The organism is Pseudoalteromonas sp. Scap25, assembly GCF_013394125.1.
In the GTDB taxonomy this organism is placed as follows: domain Bacteria; phylum Pseudomonadota; class Gammaproteobacteria; order Enterobacterales; family Alteromonadaceae; genus Pseudoalteromonas.
Window position 1 is genome coordinate 961,090 of the sequence record NZ_CP041327.1, and the last position, 25,440, is coordinate 986,529.

At 40.4% G+C, this 25,440-nt stretch carries 30 protein-coding genes; 25 read left to right on the top strand and 5 right to left on the bottom strand.

Annotation, left to right across the window (positions count from 1 at the left end; translation table 11 throughout):
- Positions 1–39: 39 nt before the first annotated feature.
- On the top strand, positions 40–570 hold the full coding sequence (locus FLM54_RS04390) for an ankyrin repeat domain-containing protein (RefSeq protein ID WP_178955398.1): 531 nt from the start codon (positions 40–42) through the stop codon (positions 568–570).
- Between the two features lie 110 nt (positions 571–680).
- Here the strand turns inward: FLM54_RS04390 and FLM54_RS04395 are convergent, their stop codons facing one another.
- From FLM54_RS04395 to flgA, 5 genes are all read right to left on the bottom strand, one after another.
- Positions 681–878 (bottom strand): CsbD family protein, encoded by a 198-nt coding sequence (locus FLM54_RS04395; protein ID WP_008111942.1) that lies wholly within the window; start codon positions 876–878, stop codon positions 681–683.
- A 321-nt stretch (positions 879–1,199) separates the two neighbouring features.
- Entirely contained in the window at positions 1,200–2,717 is a 1,518-nt protein-coding gene (locus FLM54_RS04400; RefSeq protein WP_008464416.1) for a DUF3360 family protein, read from the bottom strand.
- A gap of 507 nt (positions 2,718–3,224) precedes the next feature.
- Entirely contained in the window at positions 3,225–3,647 is a 423-nt protein-coding gene (gene flgN / locus FLM54_RS04405) for a flagellar export chaperone FlgN (RefSeq protein ID WP_178955400.1), read from the bottom strand.
- A complete protein-coding gene (flgM, locus tag FLM54_RS04410) occupies positions 3,644–3,934 on the bottom strand; it encodes a flagellar biosynthesis anti-sigma factor FlgM (protein ID WP_010391138.1) in 291 nt (96 codons plus the stop codon). Before flgM ends, flgN begins: the two co-directional genes overlap by 4 nt.
- A 93-nt stretch (positions 3,935–4,027) precedes the next feature.
- Positions 4,028–4,789 (bottom strand): flagellar basal body P-ring formation chaperone FlgA, encoded by a 762-nt coding sequence (gene flgA / locus FLM54_RS04415; RefSeq protein WP_178955402.1) that lies wholly within the window; start codon positions 4,787–4,789, stop codon positions 4,028–4,030.
- Positions 4,790–4,848: 59 nt separating this feature from the next.
- Between flgA and flgB the strand changes: the two genes are divergently transcribed.
- The 24 genes from flgB to FLM54_RS04535 all read left to right on the top strand — a co-directional run bounded on the left by flgB (position 4,849) and on the right by FLM54_RS04535 (position 25,414).
- Positions 4,849–5,268: a flagellar basal body rod protein FlgB gene (gene flgB, locus FLM54_RS04420; protein WP_010391142.1), complete on the top strand. Its 420-nt coding sequence runs from the start codon at positions 4,849–4,851 to the stop codon at positions 5,266–5,268.
- Positions 5,268–5,684, top strand: a complete 417-nt coding sequence (gene flgC, locus FLM54_RS04425; protein ID WP_010391144.1) for a flagellar basal body rod protein FlgC — start codon at positions 5,268–5,270, stop codon at positions 5,682–5,684. Before flgB ends, flgC begins: the two co-directional genes overlap by 1 nt.
- A gap of 4 nt (positions 5,685–5,688) precedes the next feature.
- The gene (locus FLM54_RS04430) at positions 5,689–6,342 is read left to right on the top strand and encodes a flagellar hook assembly protein FlgD (RefSeq protein ID WP_178955404.1); all 654 of its coding nucleotides are present in this window, start codon (positions 5,689–5,691) and stop codon (positions 6,340–6,342) included.
- A gap of 18 nt (positions 6,343–6,360) precedes the next feature.
- Positions 6,361–7,689, top strand: coding sequence for a flagellar hook protein FlgE (locus FLM54_RS04435; RefSeq protein ID WP_178955406.1), 1,329 nt, complete (start codon positions 6,361–6,363; stop codon positions 7,687–7,689).
- Between the two features lie 11 nt (positions 7,690–7,700).
- Entirely contained in the window at positions 7,701–8,432 is a 732-nt protein-coding gene (locus FLM54_RS04440) for a flagellar basal body rod protein FlgF (protein ID WP_010391152.1), read from the top strand.
- Positions 8,433–8,446: 14 nt separating this feature from the next.
- On the top strand, positions 8,447–9,232 hold the full coding sequence (flgG, locus tag FLM54_RS04445; protein ID WP_010391154.1) for a flagellar basal-body rod protein FlgG: 786 nt from the start codon (positions 8,447–8,449) through the stop codon (positions 9,230–9,232).
- Positions 9,233–9,234: 2 nt separating this feature from the next.
- The gene (locus FLM54_RS04450; protein WP_256729652.1) at positions 9,235–9,957 is read left to right on the top strand and encodes a flagellar basal body L-ring protein FlgH; all 723 of its coding nucleotides are present in this window, start codon (positions 9,235–9,237) and stop codon (positions 9,955–9,957) included.
- 18 nt (positions 9,958–9,975) lie between these two features.
- Complete coding sequence (locus FLM54_RS04455) at positions 9,976–11,085, top strand: flagellar basal body P-ring protein FlgI (RefSeq protein WP_010391158.1); 1,110 nt, start codon at positions 9,976–9,978, stop codon at positions 11,083–11,085.
- Between the two features lie 11 nt (positions 11,086–11,096).
- Complete coding sequence (locus tag FLM54_RS04460; RefSeq protein WP_055011657.1) at positions 11,097–11,558, top strand: rod-binding protein; 462 nt, start codon at positions 11,097–11,099, stop codon at positions 11,556–11,558.
- Positions 11,559–11,564: 6 nt separating this feature from the next.
- Positions 11,565–12,872 carry a flagellar hook-associated protein FlgK gene (gene flgK, locus FLM54_RS04465; RefSeq protein WP_178955410.1) on the top strand — a complete coding sequence of 436 codons (1,308 nt, stop codon included), beginning with the start codon at positions 11,565–11,567 and terminating at the stop codon, positions 12,870–12,872.
- Positions 12,873–12,883: 11 nt separating this feature from the next.
- Complete coding sequence (flgL, locus tag FLM54_RS04470; protein WP_178955412.1) at positions 12,884–13,780, top strand: flagellar hook-associated protein FlgL; 897 nt, start codon at positions 12,884–12,886, stop codon at positions 13,778–13,780.
- A gap of 27 nt (positions 13,781–13,807) precedes the next feature.
- On the top strand, positions 13,808–14,833 hold the full coding sequence (locus tag FLM54_RS04475) for a flagellin (RefSeq protein ID WP_178955414.1): 1,026 nt from the start codon (positions 13,808–13,810) through the stop codon (positions 14,831–14,833).
- Positions 14,834–15,008: 175 nt separating this feature from the next.
- Positions 15,009–15,926 (top strand): flagellin, encoded by a 918-nt coding sequence (locus FLM54_RS04480; protein ID WP_178955416.1) that lies wholly within the window; start codon positions 15,009–15,011, stop codon positions 15,924–15,926.
- A 291-nt stretch (positions 15,927–16,217) separates the two neighbouring features.
- Entirely contained in the window at positions 16,218–17,066 is an 849-nt protein-coding gene (locus FLM54_RS04485; protein WP_178955418.1) for a flagellin, read from the top strand.
- A gap of 292 nt (positions 17,067–17,358) precedes the next feature.
- A complete protein-coding gene (locus FLM54_RS04490; protein WP_178955420.1) occupies positions 17,359–18,285 on the top strand; it encodes a flagellin in 927 nt (308 codons plus the stop codon).
- A gap of 123 nt (positions 18,286–18,408) precedes the next feature.
- A complete protein-coding gene (gene fliD / locus FLM54_RS04495; RefSeq protein ID WP_178955422.1) occupies positions 18,409–19,707 on the top strand; it encodes a flagellar filament capping protein FliD in 1,299 nt (432 codons plus the stop codon).
- A 6-nt stretch (positions 19,708–19,713) separates the two neighbouring features.
- Positions 19,714–20,100, top strand: coding sequence for a flagellar export chaperone FliS (gene fliS, locus FLM54_RS04500; RefSeq protein ID WP_138607562.1), 387 nt, complete (start codon positions 19,714–19,716; stop codon positions 20,098–20,100).
- Positions 20,101–20,327: 227 nt separating this feature from the next.
- Complete coding sequence (locus FLM54_RS04505) at positions 20,328–20,663, top strand: hypothetical protein (RefSeq protein ID WP_178955424.1); 336 nt, start codon at positions 20,328–20,330, stop codon at positions 20,661–20,663.
- A complete protein-coding gene (locus FLM54_RS04510) occupies positions 20,660–21,949 on the top strand; it encodes a flagellar hook-length control protein FliK (RefSeq protein ID WP_178955426.1) in 1,290 nt (429 codons plus the stop codon). The genes FLM54_RS04505 and FLM54_RS04510 overlap by 4 nt, the downstream gene beginning before the upstream one ends.
- A 25-nt stretch (positions 21,950–21,974) precedes the next feature.
- Positions 21,975–22,406, top strand: coding sequence for a flagellar basal body-associated FliL family protein (locus FLM54_RS04515; protein ID WP_138607568.1), 432 nt, complete (start codon positions 21,975–21,977; stop codon positions 22,404–22,406).
- A 9-nt stretch (positions 22,407–22,415) separates the two neighbouring features.
- On the top strand, positions 22,416–23,138 hold the full coding sequence (locus FLM54_RS04520; RefSeq protein ID WP_178955428.1) for a FliA/WhiG family RNA polymerase sigma factor: 723 nt from the start codon (positions 22,416–22,418) through the stop codon (positions 23,136–23,138).
- Positions 23,139–23,155: 17 nt separating this feature from the next.
- Positions 23,156–24,019, top strand: coding sequence for a flagellar motor stator protein MotA (gene motA / locus FLM54_RS04525; protein ID WP_010391179.1), 864 nt, complete (start codon positions 23,156–23,158; stop codon positions 24,017–24,019).
- A 2-nt stretch (positions 24,020–24,021) separates the two neighbouring features.
- Positions 24,022–25,017 carry a flagellar motor protein MotB gene (locus tag FLM54_RS04530; protein WP_218651585.1) on the top strand — a complete coding sequence of 332 codons (996 nt, stop codon included), beginning with the start codon at positions 24,022–24,024 and terminating at the stop codon, positions 25,015–25,017.
- Positions 25,010–25,414, top strand: a complete 405-nt coding sequence (locus FLM54_RS04535; protein ID WP_138607576.1) for a PilZ domain-containing protein — start codon at positions 25,010–25,012, stop codon at positions 25,412–25,414. Before FLM54_RS04530 ends, FLM54_RS04535 begins: the two co-directional genes overlap by 8 nt.
- Positions 25,415–25,440 lie beyond the last annotated feature (26 nt).

A 25,440-nucleotide genomic window follows, 5' to 3' on the forward strand; every position in this document is an offset into this window, starting at 1 on the left:
ACACTGATGCTAATAGTTAAGGAATCTGGGGGGGGGGAGGTGAAAAAGCTTACTATTTATTTGTTACTTTTATTATCTGTTGGATATTCTACAGTTGCTTTATATTCGCTCATCAATAGTGATATTGAAGATGTTATTATTTGCAGCACTGATGAGAATACTCATTACATCCCAAGTGATGCTTGTGAATATTACTTACTTAATTATAGAGCCGATAAGAGTGATATTGAATCACTTGAATCAGGCGCTGGTCTAGCATTTTTATTTGAGATTAAAGATATAGATAAGCGCGATGCTTATATCGAATACTTTATTTCTAAAGGAATCAAAGTAAATACGTTAAGTGACATAGATGGTTTATCACCTCTACACTCGGCTATTTTGCTTAATGACTTTGGTTTAGTGCAACTTTTAATTGATAAAGGCGCGAGTATTACTATTAAAGAAAAATCACATGGGCTTATACCTTTAGAGTTTATTCATAAACTGAGTGAAAGAAATGCTCAGATAGATAGGCAGCTGATATCTGAACTTTTGACGTCGATTTCAAATAATAAACAGGCTGGTTAATTCAAAGAATTACCGAATATGTTAAATCTAGTGATTTTATTATTTACCAACAAAAAAACCGCCAATTGGCGGTTTTTTATTAGCAAGTAAAGCTGTTAACACGCTTTATATTAATGACCTTTCTCAAAGTCATTTACTTCGCGCTCGGCCTCATCTTTGGATTTACCGTATTTTTGCTGAATTTTACCAACAAGCTCGGTACGGCTACCTTCAATTTTATCTAAATCATCGTTGGTAAGATCGCCCCATTTTTGTTGCGCTTTACCTTTAAGTTCTTTCCAATTTCCTTCGATACGATCGCTATTCATAATTAGCTCCTTATTAAGAGTGATGATTTTTCATTTTAAAAGCGTTACTAATAAAATGATTTTTAACGTTCACTCATAAAGGTGCAAAGCCTATACCAGAAAGTGAAATGTTAAGTTTTTAATATATATCAATTGGTTATGGTTTTTTGATGCGTAAGGTTTTTTTCTGGTGGCGAGCTTTATAAAAATTCTGCAGGGTGGCTTGTAATTATTTCAGGGACTGTCACTTCAGGGGTTATTATTGCAGGAACACTGTGCTGGTTTTTTATAAGTACAAAAAAAGCAAGCTATTAAAGCTCGCTTTGCTGTTTAATAAAGGAATTAATGTCTAAAGCTTGGCATTAGCGCAGGAATGCCTGGCAGCATACCTACCAGTGCCATTACACCGGTTAATAACACAAACATTATAAGTGGGATGACCCAGCGACTCATTCGCGATAAATCAGCACTTCTTTCTTTACAGCCAATAAGGCCCAAGTTATCAAGTAGCATAGTTAATGACCAACCAAATGCAGGGTTTACTAGGCTTGATGCAAACACCACAATGGCGGCTGATTGGGTGGTTTTACCTTCACGGGTCATTTCCATACCCGCTTCAAGTAGTGGAATGAACACCCCTACAATTAATGCAACACACAATACTGGCTGCCAAATAGCTAAGTCCATTGGATAGCCCCAAACACCCGCGATAATACAAAATAACGCAGTTAAAATTGCGCCTGCAGGAATAGGGCGTTTTGCAATAGCAGCAGGAACAATGTAAGTGCCCCAAGATGACGCAAAGTTAGCACCGCCTAAAAGCGAGCCAAAGGTTTGTCTTGTTGATGCGCTAAGCATGGTATCGTCAATATTCATTTGTACTTTTTCAGTACGCTCAGGGTAACTAATTTTTTGAAATACTTGATGGCCTAAAAAGTCAGGAGACCACATAGCAACCGCTAAAACTGCAAAAGGAAGTACAACTACAAAGCTTTCAGCTGTTGGTAAGCCAAGCATCCAGCCGGTGTTTTCGCCCCACCAGTACATAGGGTTCATGTTTGGTAAGCCCGGTGCAGTATGAAACTCAAACGGTGCACCCAATGCAAAAGCAGTAAAACCACCAATTAAACAGCTCAGTGGCACGGCTAACCAGCGTTTTTTGTAATGCTCCAATAAAGCATAAAGTAAAATTGTGGCTAAGATTACGATAAAGGCAATATGGGTCATTTGAATTTCTTCAGCCCATGCAAACAGCTTTTTAACTTGTGAAATGGTACCCACAAAGCCCAAATAAAGAAGTAGGCCACCACACACTCCTTTACTGGTGAGCTTGGCCATGAGACTGCCGCCTTTACTAAATGCTAATATCAATCCAAAGGCTCCTATGAGCAAACCAAAGGCCATAGGGTGTCCGCCTGCGGCAACCACAATAGGAATTAATGGAATGAGTGGGCCATGAGTACCCGCTAAGTTAGCGGTCGGTAAAATAAAGCCAGAAAATAGTAAAATAAATAGCGAAACAATTAAAAGTTCGTAGCGTACGTTTTCAAGTACAAAGCCATCACTTAAACCCAAAGGGCCTGCAAACGTGGCAGCAATGGCTGCTACCATTACTACTTTACCTATAGTAGCGGCCATTGCTGGAATGGTGTCTTCAAATTCAAAGCGATAATCTCTAAACGGTAAATTTGGACGCCAGCGTTTTGGCTGCATAATTTGCAGTTCGTGCTCTAGATAAGCGTCGCGGCTTTCAAACTCAGAGCTGGGTTTATGAAGATTTTCATAGCTATCGGACACGGTTTGAGTATCCGCTCCTGGTATAGCATCAGATGAATTATCATCTAGCGGCTTGGTGGTCATGACTTCTCCTGCAACTTTGTTGCTAACTCAAAATAAAAATACAGCTTTTACAAAGCAAATGAACGTTGAGTGCGCAGGGTAAAACAGCTTGCTACAGATTGTAATTAGGCAAAAGGTCGTGCATAGCCCAGTTTAACGCTTTGTAAGTGTTAACAAAAATAGCAAAGGGATGTGTTGTAACTGGCTTGTTAAATTTAAAAGATCTTTAAATTCAGTGGTTTATTGTTCTGTTTTTACAGTGTGATCTTGTCATGCAGAATAGCGAAAAGGTCATAAAATCAGCAGATTCAGCAGCAATCATTCTTTAGTCTAATAAAGGTGACGTTAGCCGCTATTTGCTTATTATAAATACAATTAGCCGCAAAGTTGCACAAAAGCTAATAATACTTAGTTTTAGCGGAATAACTATTTTTGGACTCAAGATAGGGTTTTAAAAGGTAATAATAGGAGTAAAGTAAAAACATAGCGCAAAGTGACTAAACAAGAAAATGCCTTTATGTAACGTATTTATAAAGGCATTTCTGGGTAAGCTTGTTTGTTTTCACCGCCAGTTAAACGCTGTAACAACCGACGCTGGCTTGAGAGTAATTGCCCTGAGCGTTCATTCATTATTTTGCAGGTTTTAGTTTTTAGCTCAAGCTGATGCAATAGCTTAGTAGTAAGGGTGTTTATATCAACAGGTAGAAGCGCGGTTAATTGTGCTAAACCTTCTTTGCCACCTTGTAAGCCTAAACTCACCAAAAAGCCATCGCGCTGGTTGTGCGATTCATTTAAGCTTTCTAAAAAGCCGAGCATTTTTTTATTATGTGTTTCTAGCTGCACATTACGTTGGCTTAGCAATTCGTATTGCGTTTCAAGTAATTCAATTAACGCGCCTAGCTTAGTAATGTCTTGTTGCAGACTTACAATATACTCTTTTACAGTTTTCATTTTTTATGAAGTTCAACCATAGCGTTAACGGTTTCATCAATATTAATTTTAAATTCACCACTGGCAATTGCCGCTTTCATCATGGCTACTTTATCCATATCAACGTCTGGCTTTGCAGCTAAATCTTGAAATGTTGAGTCTATTGATTTACTTAATGCACTCACTGAGTTTGCTTGCTCTTGTTTAGTCGCTACAGGTTGTTGTTCTGGTTTTGCATCCAGTGAAGAACGCTGGTTTGTTTTTTGGCTTTGATCAACCGCAGTGGTTGTTATTGCACTTATATTCATTGTTTATTACCTAATTCGTTTATCGAATTTATATTGCTTAGTTTATATCAGCGACCAAGTACAAGCATTACTTAACTTTTATTTCGACATTTTTTAAAATGTCGCCTCTGCCACGCCTTGCGCAATTACTCTACCTTGAACTACTTTTTTTGATGATAAATTTTTTACATTAATAACCTCACCAAGCTGGCCATCTTCAAGAGCAATGGCTTTAACATTGGCTGAGAAAGTTGCGGTATTTATTTGCAGTGAAATATGCTCATTTTTATTGATTAAATACTGCTTTTCTAGGTATCGGGTGGAGATCACCGTGCCTTTATCAATCTCGCGTTTAACGGTAAGTCCAACTAGCTGGTCAATACCGGTTTCGCCTTGGTGGCGGTGCTTACCTAAATCCACGCTTTTATATTCTAAGTCTTGCTTATTAAGCACTTTACCTCGGTTTAAAGTGTGCTTGGCAGCTACTAGGTTTATCCACACACTTACTTTGGCACTGGCTCTAAAACGCCAAGCAGGCGATGGGCAAGATACAGAAATACTCACCCTGCCTGCAGGTGGCGTGTGATTTTGTGAGCGAGTGATTTGCAATTCATCACAGCTTAAATTTTCGCTGCCTTTAGGAATAAATAATTCTATATCTTGTCGCTGACTTTGCGAATTAACTGAGCGCAAATAGCTCTTAATTTCACTGTGCAAAAACTGCCGAATTTCTTTATCAAAATTAATGGGGATGGCCATAGCATGAGCTGGCAGAAGTCCAATAGTTAAAAGTAAGCGGAAAAACCAACGCTTCCCTTGGGGAAGTTTAGCTTCCGTGTGCTGGGCTGTTTTTTGCTCTTTTTTTATGTAAGTCATTGAAAAAGTATACTTTTAAAAGTTGGCATAAAGGTTGTTATACACAAGGTAGAAAGTGTATGCGAAGCGCGAAAGCATACAAGAAACAAAAATTAGAGGCAACAATGGAACTATTTGATAAAGCGTTAGGTGTTCACCCTTTTTCAATGAAATTAAGGTTAGACAGAGCAGAAGTCATTGCCAGTAACTTGGCTAATGTTGACACGCCTGGGTTTAAATCTCGAGATGTAGATTACCGTCAAATTATGCAAAGTGTCTCATCCAGTTTTTCGCAAAACAGAGATGTTGATTTTGCTGGTGTACAAACGGATGAACTTAAATATCGCGTTCCTTATCAACCATCAAGTGATGGCAACACTGTTGAGTTAAATATTGAGCAAGCAAAATTTGCCAGCAACAGTATGGATTTTCAAACCAGTTTGACCTTTTTAAATATGAAAATAAATGGCTTACATAAAGTTATTTCAGGGAAATCATAATGTCTTTTAATTCAATTTATGACGCTAGCGGCAGCGCCATGCGCGCTCAAGTTATTCGCCTCGACACCATTGCATCTAACCTAGCCAATGCCGATACCGCAGCCGGTTCAGAAGCCGACGCTTACAAGGCACTTAAACCAGTATTTTCTGCTTTGTACAAACAAACACAAGACAGCCAATCAATTTCAGCCTCGGTTGATGTATTAGGGATCACTGAGTCAAACCGTGCGGTAGAGCAGCGCTACGAGCCAAATAACCCAATTGCTAACAACGATGGTTATGTATTTTACTCCAACGTAAATGCACTTGAAGAAATGGCAGATATGATGTCTGCAAGTCGCAGCTACCAAACATCTGTTGAAGTTATGGGGCGTGTAAATAGCATGCAGCAAAGTATTCTTAAGTTAGGACAATAATATTATGCAAGTTAATTCAGCCGTTCCAAGCGCAGCCGACGGGGCAAAAAACACCACGAATATTGCCGGTAATAGTTCAGCAGATGAAATGTCGACCATGTTTTTAGAGTTACTTGTTGCGCAAATTAGTAATCAAAATCCATTACAACCTATGGACGGCACTCAATATGTGAGCCAGCTTGCGGAGTTTTCTAATGTTGAGTCGTTACAAAGCATTCGCCAAAACACCGCCGATGGTTTGGATTATGTGAGCAGCTTAGCGGTGCTTGAAGCCACTAATATGGTTGGCCAAACGGTTGATGTACAAGCAAGCAGTATTGCCCTTGAACAAGATGGCAGTGTCTCTGGCATGGTTAATTTAGGGGAAGCCGCAGACTCTGTCACTGTGCAACTTTATAACCAAGAAGGTGAGCTAGTTGAAGAAAAACAACTGCCTTATTCTGGAGTCGGTTCGCTGCGTTTTGAATTTGAAAACCAAGAAGCCGGTGCGTATGCAGTGAGAGCGTATGCCACTACAGCAGAGGTACCAAAGCAGCTTGATACTTGGCTAAGCGGTGAGGTTGAGCGTGTTTCTGTAGGTAAATCGTTAGAAGATATTTTATTACAAGTCGATGGTTTGGGTAATTTTGGTATCACTGAAATTAATCAAGTGGCATAAATAAGAGGAATAAATAATATGTCTATGTTCAATATAGGATTAAGTGGTCTTAAAAGTACCCAAACAGGATTAGAAGTAACCAGTAATAATATTGCTAACTCGGGTACTGCTGGTTATAAAAATAACACCGCAGAATTTGCCGCAGTGTATAACGGCAGTCAACGCGGCGGCGTTAAAGTTGCCAATGTTAAAGAAGATTTTGTCACCGGTGGTGAAATTGTGCGCACCGGTAATGCGCTGGATATTGCTATTGATGGCCAAGGTTTTTTTGCCATATCAGAAAACGGCCGAACAGCTTACACCCAAGCAGGCCAGTTTCAGTTAGATAACGACTTAAATATTGTTAATGCCAACGGCGGCAAACTGCAAGGTTTTGGCGTGTCTCAGGTTGATGGTGGTGATCCGACAATTGTACCAGGTGTATTAACCGATTTAAAAATTGAAGCCTCAAACATAGAAGCACAAGCCAGTACCAATATTAACTTTAACGGTAACTTAAGTTCTTCTAGCGACGTGATTGCTTATCCAACAGCTCCTGCGGTATTTGATCCTAAAGATGGTAGTCAATATAACTTTTCTCAATCTACCGAAGTATTCGACTCCTTAGGTAACAGCCATGTAATGACCCAGTATTTTAACCATACGGGTAGCAACGAATGGCAAGCGATGTTTTTCTTAGATGGTAAACCCCTTACTCAAGCTCAGCTTTCAGCGCTTGGTTCGACGACAGGTACTCAAGCTATTGATGATGGTGCGAGTGGTTCAATTAACGCCGGTACCATTACACTTAACTTTGATACCGATGGCCAAATGGTGCCGTTTTCAGGCGACTTAACGTCGGTTGATTTAGAGGTGCCTATTACTTCAACGCCAGGTAATGCAGAAATAACCAGTGGCGCAGCAGCATTAAATATCGCGCTTAAATTCGATGGTACAACGCAGTTTGGTTCAAGTTTCAGTGTTAACGAAAACGATGCCAACGGCTATACCTCAGGGGCGTTTTCTGGTGTAAAAGTTGAAGACGACGGCCGTGTATTTGCAACATTTACTAACGGTGAATCTAAATTACAAGGTCAGGTTGTACTTGCCTCGTTTGCGAATGTTGATGGTTTAGAGCAAGGCAGTAATACCGTGTGGTATCAAACTGAAGAGTCAGGCTCTGCACTTTATGGCGAGCCAGAAAGTGGCTCACTGGGTAAATTACTGTCGGGTTCATTTATGGGCTCAAATGTTGATATTAGTGAACAGCTGGTTGGCTTAATGTCATTTCAACAAAATTACCAAGCCAATGCTAAAACCATCAGCAGTGCTGATGAAATGATGCAAATTTTATTTAGTAACACCTAAGGAAGCTGAGCGTGGAAAAGTTAATTTATACCGCCGTTTCGGGTGCTGAACTTAATAATACCGCCTTACGCGTTGCTGCAAATAACTTAGCAAATGTTAGCACCGTAGGCTTTAAGGCCGACTTAGAGCAAGCGCAATCTATGATGGTACAAGGCGAGGGCTTTCGTACTCGTTACCACGCGCAACTAACACCAGTAACTACTGACTTATCGTCAGGGCCAATCATGGATACTGGCCGTAATCTTGATTTAGCACTGAGCAATGGCGGTTATCTAGAGGTGATGGATGACAATGGCGAACCGGCTTATACCCGTGCGGGTAATTTAGTGGTTGATGCCGACGGCTTTATTACTGTTAATGGCCGACGTGTGCAAGGTGACGGTGGCGATATTCAACTTCCTGAGTTTGGTGATATTGAAATTGGCTCAAACGGCATGATCAACCTCACCCCCATTGGCGGCGGTGTAATTGCAGAAGATGCGCAAATTAAATTAGCCAGTACCGATGCAAACTTAATTAAAGGTGCTGATGGCTTACTCAGAGCTAACGATTTACAGCCGCTTGAAGCCGACGAAACAATTACAGTAAGAACCGGTGCTTTAGAAGGTTCTAATGTGAATGCCGTGGCTGAAATGATCAAAACCATGAATATTAGCCGCCAATTTGAGATGAATGTAAAAATGATGAAGTCTGCTGACGAATTAGCGACCAGCGGTAATAAACTCATCAGCGGACGTGGATAAACAGGAAGCCAAACATGAATTCAGCATTATGGGTGAGTAAAACCGGTCTTGCAGCGCAAGATTTAAGAATGACAACAATATCTAATAACCTAGCGAACGTAAGCACTGCCGGTTTTAAAAAGGACAGAGCGGTATTTGAAGATTTATTTTACCAAGTACAAAAACAGCCTGGCGCGCAGGTAGATGAGCTTAATCAGCTGCCATCTGGGATTCAGGTCGGAACCGGTGTTCGTATTAACGGTACGCAAAAGCAATTTACCGAAGGTAGCTTTGAAACAACCAGCAATCAATTAGATGTAGCCATTGCTGGGCAAGGTTTCTTTCAAATTGAAAGTCCTGATGGCGAGTTATTGTTTACTCGTAACGGCCAGTTTCAGCTTAACTCTGAGTCATTACTGGTAAACAGCAACGGCTTACCTTTGGCGCAAAATATTGCGCTACCAGAGGGCACCACTAAAGTGAGTATTGGCACCGACGGCACCGTTACTGCGGTAGTAGGTAAGGATGCGCAAGCGGTTGAGTTAGGTCAAATGTTAACGGTTAACTTTGCAAATCCTGCAGGCCTACAAAGCTTAGGTGGCAATTTGTACCGCGAAACAGCAGCATCCGGTGAACCTGTTGAGGGGATCCCCGGTGAAGATGCTTTTGGTGGCTTGCAACAATTTACTATTGAAGGCTCAAACGTGAGCGTTGTTGATGAAATGGTCAGCATGATTGCCGTACAGCGCGCTTACGAGATGAACGCTAAAGTGGTCTCTGCAGCAGATGAAATGCTGCGCTTTATAAATCAAAACGTATGATTATGATGAATAAGTTAACATTATTTTTGCTGCTTTTGGGTGTTGCTGGCTGTAGCAATACCCCGTCAAAAACCCAAATGGTGGAATGCGAAGTGGTGTATGGGGAAGTTAAATGTCCGCAAAACACCACTCAAAAATCAGTTCAAGACTATGAAATAAGCCAAGATGCCTATGCACAGGGTTTGAATCAGCAAGATGGGAGCTTATTTCAAGATAACTATATGTTTTCTTTGTATGCAGATAAACGTGCTTACCGAGTTGGCGATATTTTAACTGTGGTGCTTAACGAGCGCACGCAATCAAGTAAAAGTGCCGATTCGAGTTTAGATAAAAGCACCGACTTTGATGTTGCTGTGCCAGTTGCTGGTGCACTCAATGTAGCTGATTTTAATTTGGGTATAGGCTCGAGTGCCAAGTTTGACGGTGAAAGCAGCGCCAGCCAACAAAACTTCCTGAGTGGCGCTATTACCGTGCGGGTGAATCATGTTTTATCTAATGGGTCGCTGGTTATTAAAGGGCGTAAGCAAATTAAACTTAACCAAGGCGATGAATACATTGAAATTGAAGGGCTAGTTCGCCCTGGCGATATTGATGTAAGTAACCGTGTTTCGTCGCTTCGTATTGCTGAAGCGCAAATAAGCTATACCGGCAAAGGCACATTGGCTGATGCGAATCGTCCAGGTTGGTTTACCACTTTATTTACCCGATTCTTAAACCCGTTCTAAGGGATTACTGAGGTTTTAATGAAATATTTACTATTAATGCTAGTGTGCTTTTTTAGCCTATTAGCGCCTGCAACTGTGACCGCCAAAGCACGTCCATTATTAGATATTGTTGATGTGCTAGGCGTGCGAGAAAACCAACTCGTGGGTTACGGTTTAGTAGTGGGCTTGCCGGGGTCTGGTGATAAAGCCCAAGTAAAATTTGCCGGCCAATCGCTAAGTAATATGCTAAAGCAATTTGGTGTCTCTGTAGATGAAGAGCGATTACCAAAATCAAAAAATATAGCGGCTGTTGCTGTCCATGCTACGTTGCCGCCTATGGGAAGCCCAGGCCAAGCGATTGATGTAACTGTGAACTCATTGGGTGATGCAAAAAGCTTACATGGTGGCAGCTTAATGTTGACCCCGTTAAAAGGGGTTGATGGCAAAGTGTATGCGCTAGCACAAGGTAATTTAGTGGTGGGCGGCATTAATGCTAGCGGTAAAAGTGGCTCCTCGGTGACTGTTAATGTGCCTACTTCAGGGCTTATTCCTAATGGTGCAATTATTGAGCGCAGTGTTATGGCTATGTATGAAAGTCAAAGCGATGTAATTCTTAATTTAAAAGATCCAAATTATCAAACTGCCCGCAATGTTGTACGTGCTATCAATAAAGTATTTGGGCCTGATGTAGCTACTGCTGAAAACTGGGCGCGCTTAGTGGTTAGTGCGCCAAGCGATGCCAATAGTCGCAACACGTTTATGTCGATGCTACAAGATATTACTGTAGAGCAAGGTTCTGAGCGCCCAAAAATTGTATTTAATAGCCGCACAGGTACTGTCGTAATGAACAATACAGTGCGAGTTAATCAGGCTGCGGTTAACCATGGCAATTTAACCATTACCATAAGTGAACAAGAGCAAGTGTCGCAACCAGGGCCGTTTTCAAATGGCCAAACTACGACCACGCAATCAAGTGATATCACGGTAGATCAACAACAAAAAAATATGCTGTTGTGGCCTGAAGGCACCTCATTAGATGAAATTGTAAAAGCGGTAAATGCACTTGGCGCAACGCCAGCCGAGCTTATGTCGATATTAATTGCACTTGATAATGCTGGGGCTCTAGAAGCCGAGCTATTAGTTATTTAAAGGAAATAGCCATGAAAATAGAGTCATCAACCCAATTATCTCAGTCATTAGCGATAGACCCCACTCATCTAGAAAATATTACCGGCAACAGTGAAGCTGGCGTTAAACAGGCAGCAGAGCAGTTTGAAGCCATTTTTTTACAGCTGGTATTAAAAAGTATGGATAGCACCACCAAAACTATGGCCGGTGACAATGGTTTTTTTAATAGTAACGAGCAAGCGCAATTTAGAGATATGCATAATGCTCAAACCGCGCAGCATTTAGCGTCAACTCATCAACTGGGTCTAGCCGAAGCGATTGTTAAGCAGTTTGATGAGAAAATTGCCCCCATAGAAAATACATTTAAGAATAGCCAAAGCTTGGTCGCTAATGATCAACATAAAGGTGCTGAAAGCGTTGAGCCAACCCAAAGCTATGATATTTATGCGGGGTCGGCATTTGTTCAGCCATTGAATGCTAATACGATTAGGTAGTTAATTATGTCTATGTTAAATAACGCGTTAAGCGGTCTCAATGCGGCTAATATTGCGCTGACTGTGTCAGGGCAAAATGTGGCGAATGCAGCCGTTGAAGGTTACTCGCGTCAGCAAGCTCAATTTAAAACCTCTAATGTATATTTAGGTGGGGTTGAGGTGGCATCGGTTGATCGGGTTGTTGACGCCTTTTTAAATGACGATATTTGGCGTACTAATTCCGATACCAATTTTTATGAAAACAAACAGTCATACCTAGGCTTTATTGAGCAAATAATTGGTACCGACTCGTTAAACTTAAATAACTCCCTTGCAAGCCTTACCAATGCATTAAATGCAGCGACGACCAAGCCAGACTCACAGGCTTTTAGACAGCAGTTTTTGTCCTCAGTTGAAGGGCTTATGCAAGATTTTGCGCAGATTAATGGCGCACTGGCTGGCCAAGAAACTAAACTCAATGCGCAAATGAGCAATGTGGCACTAAGTGTGTCATCGATTACGAAACAGATAGCCGAAATCAACAGCAGTATTGGGGTAGCAACAGCGAATAATCAATCAACCGCAGAGCAAAAAGACAATCGCGAGCGCTTAGTAAACCAGTTATCAGGGCATATTGGTGTATCTATTGTTGAACGAAATAATGGCTTTATTGATATTAGTACCTCAAGTGGTGCCCCGTTAGTAGTAGGCAGTAAAGCTGCATCAATCTCGGTCAGTGGTACAACAGTCACCAGTGAATTTATTGGCCAGAAATTTACTCTTGATAAAAATGTTGGTGGCCAATTTGGTGGCTTAATAAGCGTTGATAATGATGTAATAAAACCAACTCTTGCAACCTTAAACAGCTTAGTTTCCGACCTTGCTGATGATATGAATGGTGCATTACAAAGCGGTTTTGATTTAAATAACGACCCTGGTGAAGCATTGTTTACTTACAACCCATTAAACCCATTAGGGACGATCGAGATAAACCCTGTTATCACTTCCGATAAGCTTGGTTTTAAAGACAGTAGTACTTCCGGGCCTGGTGATAATTCAAACATTGCTAATATCGTTACCTCAATGGCAGGAAAAGGCGATAAATTTACGTTATTAGTGGGTGAACTGGCAATTACTAGTAAGCAAAATTTAAGTAGTATCTCTACCGCTACGAGTTTAAGTGAAAATGCCATCGCAGCGCGTGATAGCTTTAGTGGTGTAAACCTTGATGAAGAGGCGGCAAGCTTAATGCATTTTCAGCAAATGTATAGTGCCAATGCCAAAGTGATCAGCACTGCCGATCAAATGTTTAAATCTTTACTGCAAATGTTTTAAGGGGCAATGTTATGCGAGTAAGTAGTCATCAGCTTCATTTAAATTCAATAAAAAACATCCAAATTAATACTGAAAATTTTAACGAAAAGTCGACTCAATTAGCAACCAATAAGCGTATTCTTAAGCCGTCTGATGATCCACTTGGCACTGTGATGATTATGAATTTAGGTTCAGAAATTAAATCGCTAGAGCAATACAAAACCAATATGGACGCAGTTAACTTTTCACTGGGTCAACAAGAAGTACAATTGACTGGTATTGTTAACCAAATATATTCCTTACAGAGTTTACTTACTACCGCAGCTGATGATTCGATGGGTGAGGCAGAAATTAAAGCGCTTGGTCAAGAAATGAGAGTGGCTTTTCCTGCGATTGTTGATTTACTTAATGCAACAGATAGCGACGGAAAGTATTACTTTTCGGGCAGCAAAACGGATGAACAACCATTTCAAATCGATGCCACGGGTAATTACGTTTATACCGGTGACGATATTGTCAGAGAAGTTGCTGTATCTGATGACTCAAGTGTAAAAAATAATATTGTGGGTGATGATTTAGACCCAGGTGCCGGCTTTTTAAATGCCATGCAAGACTATCTTGTTGATGTAAATAATCCACCGGCAGGTGGCGTTGGCAATCAATCACGGGTGATGATAGATAAATTAGCAGACTTTCTAGGTACTATTAGTAGCCAAGTGACTACAATTGGTTCTACTATGGCGTCGCTTGATTCTATTACTACCAGTAATCAAGATATCACTACGTTTACGGTGAATTTACAGGATGATTTAAGTGCTGTAGATTACCCTGAAGCGTTTATCTCGATGAAAGAGTCAATGGCGGCGTATGAGTCATCGATGCAGGTTTACTCAACAGTAAGCAAACTTTCATTGTTTTCATACATTTAAAAATTATAATATTTTCAGGAACTAACTATGCTGGTTAAAAGTAGCGAAAAGGCACAAGCAATTGACTTGGTTAATACCAATAAATCGGATGCACTCGTTACATCAACAAAAGATTCTGCTAACAATTTGTGGAAAAACAAAATTGTTGCCAGAGAGGAGCAAGTTAAAGTACTGACTGATTGGGCACAGCGTGGGGCGCTTAGTCAAGCCTTGGCTAGAGCCGAGCAAAGTGAAAGCACAATACGAAATTTGTATATGGGACTTGAAAAGTTAGCACAACAATTAAACACTCAGGCAGCTAACTCTCAGCCACAACCTATGCAACAACAAAAGATTAAAGTTCAAATAGCGTCATTACAAAATGTCGCAAGTAAAAAAGGCTCAGGGCTTGATTCTCAACTAAAAATAACCGACCCAAATCGTGCTATTAGCAAACAGCTTAATGCCAATATAGACCTGCTTAGCGCGCGTCCACATGAAGAAAGTATCCAGTTAGTAATGGGGCGTTCGGGTAAATCATTAAGTTTAAAACTACCTGCCTATCAAGACGAAAAAACCAATTTAACTGCTATTCAAAATGCGTTTGCACCACATCATATAAACGTTGAGCTCAACCGTGAAAACCGCCTGCTTTTTAGTGCGCAAAAAGATAATGCGGCTCCACTTTTAGAACCTTGGGTAATGAGTGGTCAAGGTGTACGTGTTGCGGCGGGTAACCCGATTTCGTTGCAGCTTAATGATTTAGATAATCCACTAAATGAACTTGCTAAAGTAGCAGACAAAAATGCCAGTATTGCACAGCACCGCGAACAAATTCAAAGTGCACAGCGCCATTTAAAGGCCAACTTAATAAAAATTCAGGCACAAAAGCAACAGTTGCAAAGCCAGCTAGATCAACTCGATGCTGCTCGTACCTTAGCCAATACAGATGAATTGCTTGCTGTAAGTTTAGGGGTTAAACAGCACATGCAAAGCCCAGGGGTAAATAGTGTGGCTGCAATTATGTCACAAGCAAACATAACTCGTAACATGGTGCAATACTCACTAAATTAACGGTCAGTTAATTTAAATTTAATGTCATCTTTTTCATTATCGCCTGTAATTTAAGGGCTAACTTTAATAATTAGAAAAATGTTTATCTTTTCTCATAATTGGTCGCTCTTAGTTATTAGAAAGTGATTTAGCTCCACTAATTACTTTAACTACAACTTCAAAGAGGAAACTAAACATGGCTCTATCAATTCAATCGAATATGGCTTCAATGTCAATTCAAAACCAGCTTGGTCGCAGCAACAACGATTTATCAACAGCGCTTGAGCGTTTAGGTTCTGGTTTTAAAATTAACTCTGCAAAAGATGACGCAGCGGGTCTGCAAATCGCATCACGCTTAAACGCACAAGTACGCGGCCAAGAAGCAGCACTTTATAATTCAAACAATGCCATGTCGATGATGCAAACAGCGGAAGGCGCGTTTGATGAAATGACTAATATTGCTTACCGCATGAAAGAGCTAGCAACACAGGCTGCCAATGGTACAAATGGTGATGATGAATATACAGCGATAAGTTCTGAGTATGTTGCTTTGACTGCTGAATTAAATAGTATTATGGATAATACGTCATTTGGTGGAACAGCATTATTTAATGCAGACGCAGCATTGGCAGCAGATAAAGGTAAATTTGCTACAGCAGTTACGTTTCAAGTAGGTTCAAGTACAGCAGAAACATTGTCAGTTGATATCGGTGCTACTTTGTATGTTGATGGTACGGCTACAGATAAATCAGTTCAAGGAACTATTAATCAGTTGGGGGCTAGGGCCTCAACAGGAGCTACGCCATCAGGTAATGGTCGTATTGATAACCAAGCAGATGCAAAGGCTCAGCTTGATTTTGTTGATACGTTAGTTGATTCAATTGGCACGGCCCGCTCAGCCCTAGGTGCATCAATGAATCGTCTTGATCATACCATGAATAACGTAACGAACATGAAAGAAAATACTCAAGCGGCAGCGTCTACACTGATGGATGCTGATTTTGCTGCTGAAACATCTAATATGACTAAGCAACAGTTGCTTATGAACTCAGGTATTTCTGTACTTAGTACTGCTAACAGCACAACACAAATGATTGGTTCACTTCTTCGTTAATAGCTTAACGATAGGTTACATAAACCGAGTAATCGATTAAAAAATACCAAAACAGCTGCATCTTTGATGCGGCTGTTTTTGTTTAGATAGAGCTCGGATAAAAATAAAAAAGGTTACTCAGCCTTTTTAAAAGCTGCATCTAGTTTGGTAGCTATGTAATTATTTCGGCTGTATTAATAAATAAAATCAAAATAAAGTTTAGTTTTTTCTTAATGTGGTCGCTCTTAATGATTAGTCACTTCTATTTATACTTTGTGTGTAAATAGGTTTAAAACATAAAGGAAATTAAGCATGGCTTTATCAATTCAATCAAATATGGCTTCAATGTCAATTCAAAACCAGCTTGGTCGTAGCAACAACGATTTATCAACAGCGCTTGAGCGTTTAGGGTCTGGTTTTAAAATTAACTCTGCAAAAGATGACGCAGCGGGTCTACAAATCGCATCACGCTTAAACGCACAAGTACGCGGCCAAGAAGCAGCGCTTTATAATTCAAATAATGCAATGTCTATGCTGCAAACAGCGGAAGGTGCGTTTGATGAAATGACTAACATTGCTTACCGCATGAAAGAGTTAGCGACCCAAGGTGCCAATGGTACAAATGGTGCGGATGAGTACACAGCAATGAAGTCTGAGTTTGTTGCTTTAGAAGCTGAGCTTAAAAGTATTATGGACAACACTAGCTTTGGTGGTACTAAATTACTAGATGCTACTGCAGGTAAATTTGATGTTGGCGCTGTATCGTTCCAAGTAGGTTCATCAACAGCTGAAACACTTTCAGTTGATGTTAGTACAGCAGTACAGGATATTAACACAAGTGTTGCTACTGCAGGCACCATCGGTGACCTAGATGATGCGACGAATTCATCAGCAGCAATTACTGGTATTGATACTTTTATTAAAAATATTGGTACTGCGCGCTCAGCACTAGGTGCATCAATGAACCGCCTTGAACATACTATGAACAACGTAACCAACATGAAAGAAAACACCCAAGCAGCGGCTTCTACACTGATGGATGCTGATTTTGCTGCTGAAACATCTAATATGACTAAGCAACAGTTGCTTATGAACTCAGGTATTTCTGTACTTAGTACTGCTAACAGCACAACACAAATGATTGGTTCACTTCTTCGTTAATAGCTTAACGATAGGTTACATAAACCGAGTAATCGATTAAAAAATACCAAAACAGCTGCATCTTTGATGCGGCTGTTTTTGTTTAGATAGAGCTCGGATAAAAATAAAAAAGGTTACTCAGCCTTTTTTTAAAGCTGCATCTAGTTTGGTAGCTATGTAATTATTTCGGCTGTATTAATAAATAAAATCAAAATAAAGTTTAGTTTTTTTTAGGCATGGTCGCTCTTAATGATTAGTCACTTCTATTTATACTTTGTGTGTAAATAGGTTTAAAACATAAAGGAAATTAAGCATGGCTTTATCAATTCAATCAAATATGGCTTCAATGTCAATTCAAAACCAGCTTGGTCGTAGCAACAACGATTTATCAACAGCGCTTGAGCGTTTAGGGTCTGGTTTTAAAATTAACTCTGCAAAAGATGACGCAGCGGGTCTGCAAATCGCATCACGCTTAAACGCACAAGTACGTGGCCAAGAAGCAGCGCTTTATAACTCAAATAATGCAATGTCGATGATGCAAACAGCGGAAGGCGCGTTTGATGAAATGACTAACATTGCCTACCGCATGAAAGAGCTAGCAACACAAGCTGCCAATGGTACAAATGGTGCGGATGAATTTACAGCTATGAATTCGGAATATGTAGCACTAGGTGATGAGCTTGCGAGTATTATGCAAAACACCAGCTTTGGTGGGACTGCTTTATTCGCAATCGCTGCTACTGCAAATGATGGTACAGCAGCCGATAAACGTGTTACCGCAGAGGTTATTGCCGCTGATACAGGGAAATTTGAAGCCGCAGCAGGCGTAACTTTTCAAGTGGGCTCGTCAACTGCTGAAACGTTAAGTGTCGGTATTGCAACAGAAATTGCAAGTTTGCATGCATCTGTTGGTACTGCTGCTGCAGATCAGACGGCTCTAGGTGTACTTGATACTCAGGCAAATGCCCTGTTAGCTATGGCTGAAGTGGATACACTTGTTGAAAATATCGGCACAGCACGTTCAGCACTAGGTGCGTCAATGAATCGTCTTGACCATACTATGAATAACGTAACCAACATGAAAGAAAATACTCAAGCGGCAGCGTCTACACTGATGGATGCTGATTTTGCGGCAGAAACGTCTAACATGACTAAGCAACAGTTACTTATGAACTCAGGTATTTCCGTATTGAGTACTGCTAACAGTACAACACAAATGATTGGTTCACTACTTCGTTAATAGTGATAGATCAATTAAGTATGCATAGCTACATCTAAGATGTAGCTATTATTGTTTATAGTCATAAGTAAAAATGTTTAACCTAGATTTTTTTGCTTATAACTAAAATGCCTGGAGAATAAAATGAGTGCTGCATTAGGGATTAATCCTGGTCAACTAGCTAGTCAATATACGCAAATTGAGCGAGCTTCAAAAGATCAGCTTTTAAATACTAAAAATGCTGATTTCACTAACAAAATAAAAGCGTTAGATGGGCTAAAAAGCAGTATAACTAGCTTTCACAGTGATTTAAAAGCGAGTTTAAAATCAGAAACGAGTTTGTTTACTAACAGTACTGCCGTTAGTGATGAAACAACATTGAATGTAGTCGCAAATGGTGATGCTGCTAGCGGAAATTATGATATTTTTGTTGAGCAGCTAGCACAAGCGCATCAAGTTGCACTCAGTTTCGATCCTACAAAAGCATTGAGCACTGATGGCGAATTAAATATTGATTTAGCTGGAGAGTCCTTTTCGGTTGATTTATCTACTTTAGACGCAGATGCTAAACTCAGTGATTTAGCCAATGCCATTAATAGCCATGCAGATAATAGTGGTGTAAAAGCAACATTAATGCGCTCTGGTAGTGAAACATTTTTAGTCATGACGAGTGAAGATTCAGGTGTTGCAAATCAGATATCGTTAAATTATATGCCTGGCTTAGATGCTAATGGTACAGATATAACAAATGCTATAGCTAACCAAACAGAGCTAACTAATGGCCAAGACTCAATTATTAAGCTTGGTGCAAGTTCAGCTTTAACGATTACCTCTACAACGAACACGCTTGAGGATGTTATTGATGGAGTAACATTAACATTGACAAAGGCGCAAAATATTGGGGATACACCGATTCGTGTTGGGGTTGCACAAGATCAGGAAGCAAGTAAGTCTAATATTCAGGGTTTTGTAGATAAGTTTAATAGTTTAGTCAATGGCATTACTTCTAACGATAATTTAAAGCGCGATAGCTTAGCAAGTGGGCTTGCTCGCTCAATGCGAAACGACTTTCAAGGCACCTTTGAGGGAAAGACGCTCTATTCTGTTGGAATTGAGTTTGATCGTAACGGTAGCTTAAAAATTAATAGCGAACGTTTAGAAGCAGCAATGACCAATGATCCTGAAAAATTAACTAGAATGTTAACAGGTGAAGATGGGTTAATGGCTAAATTAGAAAAACGAGTAGAGCCATACACAAAAAGCTATGGCTTAATGAGCGATAAAAAAGATACATTACAATCAAGCTTGGATATTATTGTTAGGCAGCAAAAAAACCATGAAGTGTCTATGGAGCAAGTGTATCAACGTTACTTGTCGCAGTTTACACAAATGCAACAGACTATTGCGCAATTAGAATCTACAATGGGTCAATTTGGGAGCTAAACATAGATGTTAGATTTAAATGATGGCTTTTCAGCCTATAAAAGTACATCAGTAGATGCAAAAGCGGCCAGTGCCGATATTCATAAATTAGTTTTGATGTTATTTGATGGTTTTTCAGATGAGCTTGAAAAAGTCACTGGCCACATAAAACAAAAAAGATACGATAAAAAAGCAGAAAGTATTGAAAAGCTGATGCGTATTTTAGGCGGGCTTGAGGCCTCATTGGATCTTGAAAAGGGCGGTGAGGTAGCGCAAAACATGCAAAACCTTTATCAGCATTGTGGGCAAGCATTATTACAAGCCAGTATGAAGAATGACTTGAGCTATATTGACTCCACCCGTGTAGTGATGACCAACTTGCAAGAAGGGTGGCAAGGCTTAGGCACACAGTAAACGTTTAAAAGCCAGCTACCCATAGCTGGCTTTTTTATTTTAAATTCAGCTGCTTTTTAAACTTCCTCTATTACCTAAGTGACCATCCTACTGCTAATTCATGACAGATTACTTCCTTCCTAGGGGGAAGTTCCGCTTCCGCTTTTTACTGCTTTTATTTAATTTAACGTTAAAAAACAAAGGTTTAATCTTGGCTTGCTTTTTGCTAAATGAAATGTGAACTTATAATGAATTTAGTATTGCCAATGGAACACTCTCAAAAATACGCAGCGCAAAAAATGGAACAATTACTTAGTGCTATGGAAAATGCTATCCATGAGAGTAATTGGTATCAAGTTAAAGCAGCCGATAAGCAGTTACTTGCACTTTACACACAGTTACAAAGCATGCCTTGGTTTAGTTCAATGGTAGCTGAACAAAATAACTTAAAAGCACGTTATGTTGACTTAATTGACCTTGTGGGCCAAAAGCAAGCGGCCATTAAAGTACAAATGCAGCGCCATCAAGAGGATAAAGAGGGCTTAATGGCTTATAAAAAAGTACAACAAGGACAGTCGTTATGAGTATTCAAACAAGTACAATGGTGTCAAAGGCTGACTTTGGCAGTGTTGCTAATAAGCAAAGCATATTAAAAAGCAGCTCACCAGCAGATGCGCAAGAACAACAGAACGAGCTTGTGCCATTTTCGCTTTCTTCAAAGCAGCAGCAAGCAAAACAGCAAAAATTGCATGTTGAGCAACCTCGCGAGAGCTCAGAACAGCTAGCTCAAGAAGAAGTCACTGAAGAATTGGATGAAATAATAAATCCATACTTTTTTAGCACCGCTAATTATAACCTCGATAACAATAAAAAAAACGCGCCTGTTATGACTATACTTAACCCAAATAATAACCTTTTAGTTGATATCGACACTGTAGTAGTGGAAACACCACCAGTACAGCTTGTTATTGATGAGCAGTTAAAGAGTAAGCCTTTAGAGACTCAGCACGAAGTCAGCATTGTAGCTCAAGAGCCCGCTAAAACTGCGCTCGCACAAAATACGACTGTGCATAGTGATGCTTTAACTGTGCCTGCTGCAGCTATAAACGTAGCGCCAGCGGATACACTCGTTAATAAAGAATTAAACACACTCGATTTAGCCAAAACACCACAAACATTGTATTCACAAGCGCTTTTGAACCGATTAAATCAACCATCAGTAATGTCGAACACTTATGGACAAGCGCAGTCAAGTAGCTTAACCAGTGAGCAAATATCCACACAACCGAGTATTGGGCTCAGTAAACTCGAGCTTGCTGCGCTGTCACAAAATCCGCAATCGAAAATATTTAATGCTGAAAGCCGTGAAGGTAGCAGTCAAAAATCAGCATTAGTGAGTGCTTTCTCATCTGCCGCCACCGCACCAGAAACCTTTGAGTGGCAAAAAGAGAAATTAAAAGAGGCACCTAGTGAATGGGGGCAGCGCTTATTACATGTACTTGGCGATAAGGTAAAATTGCAAATAGGGCAGCAGCTACAGCGGGCGCAAATTAGATTAGACCCTCCTAACCTCGGCAGTATTGAAATATCTATCAATATAGAAGGGGATAAAACTTCAGTCAGTTTAATTACGAGTAATACGCAGGTAAGAGATGCCATCGCGCAAACTTTAGAGCAGTTACGCCAGTCTTTGTCGCAAAATTCGAATACCACAGTTGATGTTAATTTGAGTGATAAACAGCAGCAATCTCATCACCAAAATGACAATGACGACATTGCAAGTAATCACACTGAGATGCCTGTACAGGATGATGACAGCAACACTCGCGCATCTAAGCTGCAATCAGACTCGTTAGATTTATTAGTATAACTACCTTGGATTAAGAGAGATAAAAGTGAAAAAAATAATAATAGCCCTAACTGTAATTGTACTTATTGCGTCTGCATTTTTTGCGGGACAGTTTTTTAACGGCAGTGACTCATCAGAAGAAGGCCCGCAAGCCGATATAACAAAGGTTGAATATCATCAAATGGAGCGCTTCATTATAAGCGTATCAGAAGGGTCAGTTGCGCGTTATTTAGTGCTCGACTTAGTACTTGTAACTTCGCCGTCTATTTTCAATACAGGGACAGAAGCGATGGAGCCGCTAGTGAGAAATGTACTCGTAAAACAGTTTGCTAATATGAGCCACAGCCAAGTAAAAGAAGCTTTTAAAGATATCGATGCAATTCAAAAAGATTTACTCGAGCAGTTTAATGTGGTTTTAGCAAATGCGGTTTCAGTTCGATTAGATAACGTACTCGTTACGAACGTCTTCATTCAATAGGTCATCGCTATGATGCTGCAAGAAGAGTGGGGTGAGTTAATAACAGAACCACCAGTCACCTTTACACCACAAAAAGAGACGCAACTATTATCGCAGTACGCTTACTTGGTTAATCGGGCGGCTGCACACATGCGCACTCAAGTGGGCATTATTGTCGATAGTGATGATATTTACCAAATAGGCATTATTGCGCTGCTTTCGTCTATTCGTCGCTATGGCCGGGATTTAGATGAGAAATTTGCTGCATTTGCGTTTAAGCGTATTCGTGGTGCTATGTTAGATGAATTTAGGCGTGTCGATTGGCGCCCTCGCCAGTTGCGGCAGCAGTCTCATCAGCTTCGTGATATGAGCCGTTCATTGCAAAAAAAGCTTGGTCGTGATGCAACAGACACCGAAATGTGTGAGGCGTTAGGGATTAGCCATAAAGAGCTTATTCAGCTGCATTACAGTGAGCAAGCTGAAGCATTTGATAGCCTTGAAGCGCTATTGGAGGCTAATCCTAACTTAGCACTTACCTGTGCACATACACACGAAAAAGAAGAGACAGCAGCCACCCTCAAAGTGGCGATGAGCAAACTAAATACCCGAGAAAAGCTGCTCTTACAATTATATTACATGCACGAAATGAATATGAAAGAAATAGCATTAACGCTCGATTTAACCGAGGCACGTGTTTGCCAACTTCATAAACAAGCACTTGAAGCGCTCACACAAACGCTTCAAAAAATCTAATACCTAAGGAATAAAGAATGCAAAGAGTTATAGGTTTAATAGTAGTACTTGCAACAGTATTAGGTGGTTTTGCGTTTGCGGGCGGCAACATCGCCACTATGTGGCAGCCATACGAGTTTTTAATTATTTTTGGCGCAGGCTTAGGGGCGCTAATTGTGGGTAATTCAAAATATGTACTGACAGAAATGTTATCGCAATTAAAGTATCAATTTATTAGTGGTAAAGGAACCGATACGTCTGAGCTTTACCATGACTTACTACTGGTTATTTACTCTTTATTAGATTTAGCCAGAGTGAAAGGTATAAAGGGATTGGATGAGCATGTTGAAAACCCAGAAACTAGTTCTATTTTTCTTGCTTACCCAAAGGTGTATGAGTTCCCTCAGCTAGTAACTTTTATTTGCGATAACTTGCGTTTATTTAGTATGGGAAAAATCAACTCGCATGACTTTGATGCCATGTTAGAGCAAGAGATTTACACCATTGAAGAACAGCGTCTTAAGCCTTCTCATTCACTGGCTAATATAGCTGAAGCTATGCCTGGTTTTGGTATTTTAGCAGCGGTTGGCGGCATTATTATTACTATGCAGCACCTTGATGGACCTTTAAGTGAAATTGGCTACCATGTAGCCGCGGCGTTGGTGGGTACTTTTATTGGTATTTTTGCTTGTTACTGTTTAATTGCACCGCTTGCCTCAGCGATGGAGCAGTATGTAAAAAAACAAGTGGCGATGTTTGAGTGTGTGCGTGCCATGTTAGTGGCGCATGCTAAAGGGCATGTGCCTATTGTGGCGACTGACTCAGGCAGAAAATTAATTAATGAAGAAATTAAACCGACCTTTACCACCATGGAAGAGTGGATCACTAACAAGGCGGCTTAATAATGGAAAACAAAAATCAAGAAATCATCATCAAACGCTCACGTCGAAGAGCAACCGAAAAGCCTCATGGTGGTGCTTGGAAGGTTGCCTTTGCCGATTTTACTTTGGCGATGATGGCGTTTTTTATGGTGATGTGGATTATGGCGATTACCAATGAATCAGAGCGTGAAGAAATAGCACACTACATGCGAACTCACTCAATTTTTGATGGTGGCCCCGCTATTTTTGACCCTCAAAATAGCCCATTCCCCGTTGATTTAGGGGGTTCTCCTTCAGTAATTAAACACCTAGAGTCTGGAATTACGCCTCCGGACTCTCCAAAACCTGGAATGAGTGAAGTATTACAAGTGCCCGATGGCACCGTTGAGCCTAAAGCTGGGCAAGGCGAGAAGTTAAACTCAGCGATTGATAGCCAATTTGAAGCTTCATCTGAGCTGAGCTTATTACTGGAAAGTATTGAGGAACTTAGTAAAGAAGAGTTACTAAAAAATAACTTACTAGTTGAAGAAGTGCCCCTGGGGCTAAGAGTGATCATTAGAGACGACAAGCATCATCAAATGTTTGAACGCTCAAAGTCGCAAATGACCCCATTTTTTGAAGATCTGTTTCTATACCTTGGCGGCTTAGTTAAAGACATTAACAACAAAATTATTATTTCTGGGCACAGCGATGCCAGCTTATTTGTTGATGGCAGCTCTCGTAATTGGGACATTTCTGGCGATAGAGCGCAGCAAGCAAGAAAAGTAATGACTATGGGCGGAATGCCATCAAGTCAGGTGCTTCAAGTAAATGCGTTTTCATCAAATCGGCCAATTAATAAAGAAAATAAGAAAGCCAGCGAAAACAGACGTGTTGAACTGCTGATCTTAACTAAAGATGCGCAGGATAAATTTAACCAATTATTTGATGATAGCAACATTAACAATCCGATAAAAAAAGCGGCTGGTGCGGCAACGGCTAACAAACCCGTGCTACGTCTTGAAGAGAATTATGAGTAACCAACCAGACACTAAACGAAGTTACAAAAGATGGAACTTAAACCTCAAAGATAATTACGAGCCTGAGTCAGTTCAGCTTGGCGGAGTAGGCGTGCAGTTATTACGCCGTTGTTTTATTGATATTTCACTATGCCATGGTGTGGCAAAAGATATTAGCGTGGGCGGTGTGGGTTTATTAGTGCCTGCTGAAAAGACGATCCCCAATAAAATTATTGTGGTGTTTGATAAAACTAATCGATTGGCAGGCAAGGTGATGTATCGTCGTGCAGTGAGTGAAAAATTAATGTTTTTAGGGGTTGAGTGGATAAGCAAAAATGAGCGCTTACGCAGCGATATTGTTAATCGTTTACAGTTACAAGCCCAATTGAAAAAAGCCAAAAAGACGAGCATAAGCTGAATATAAATGAATCAGGAAAAACAGTG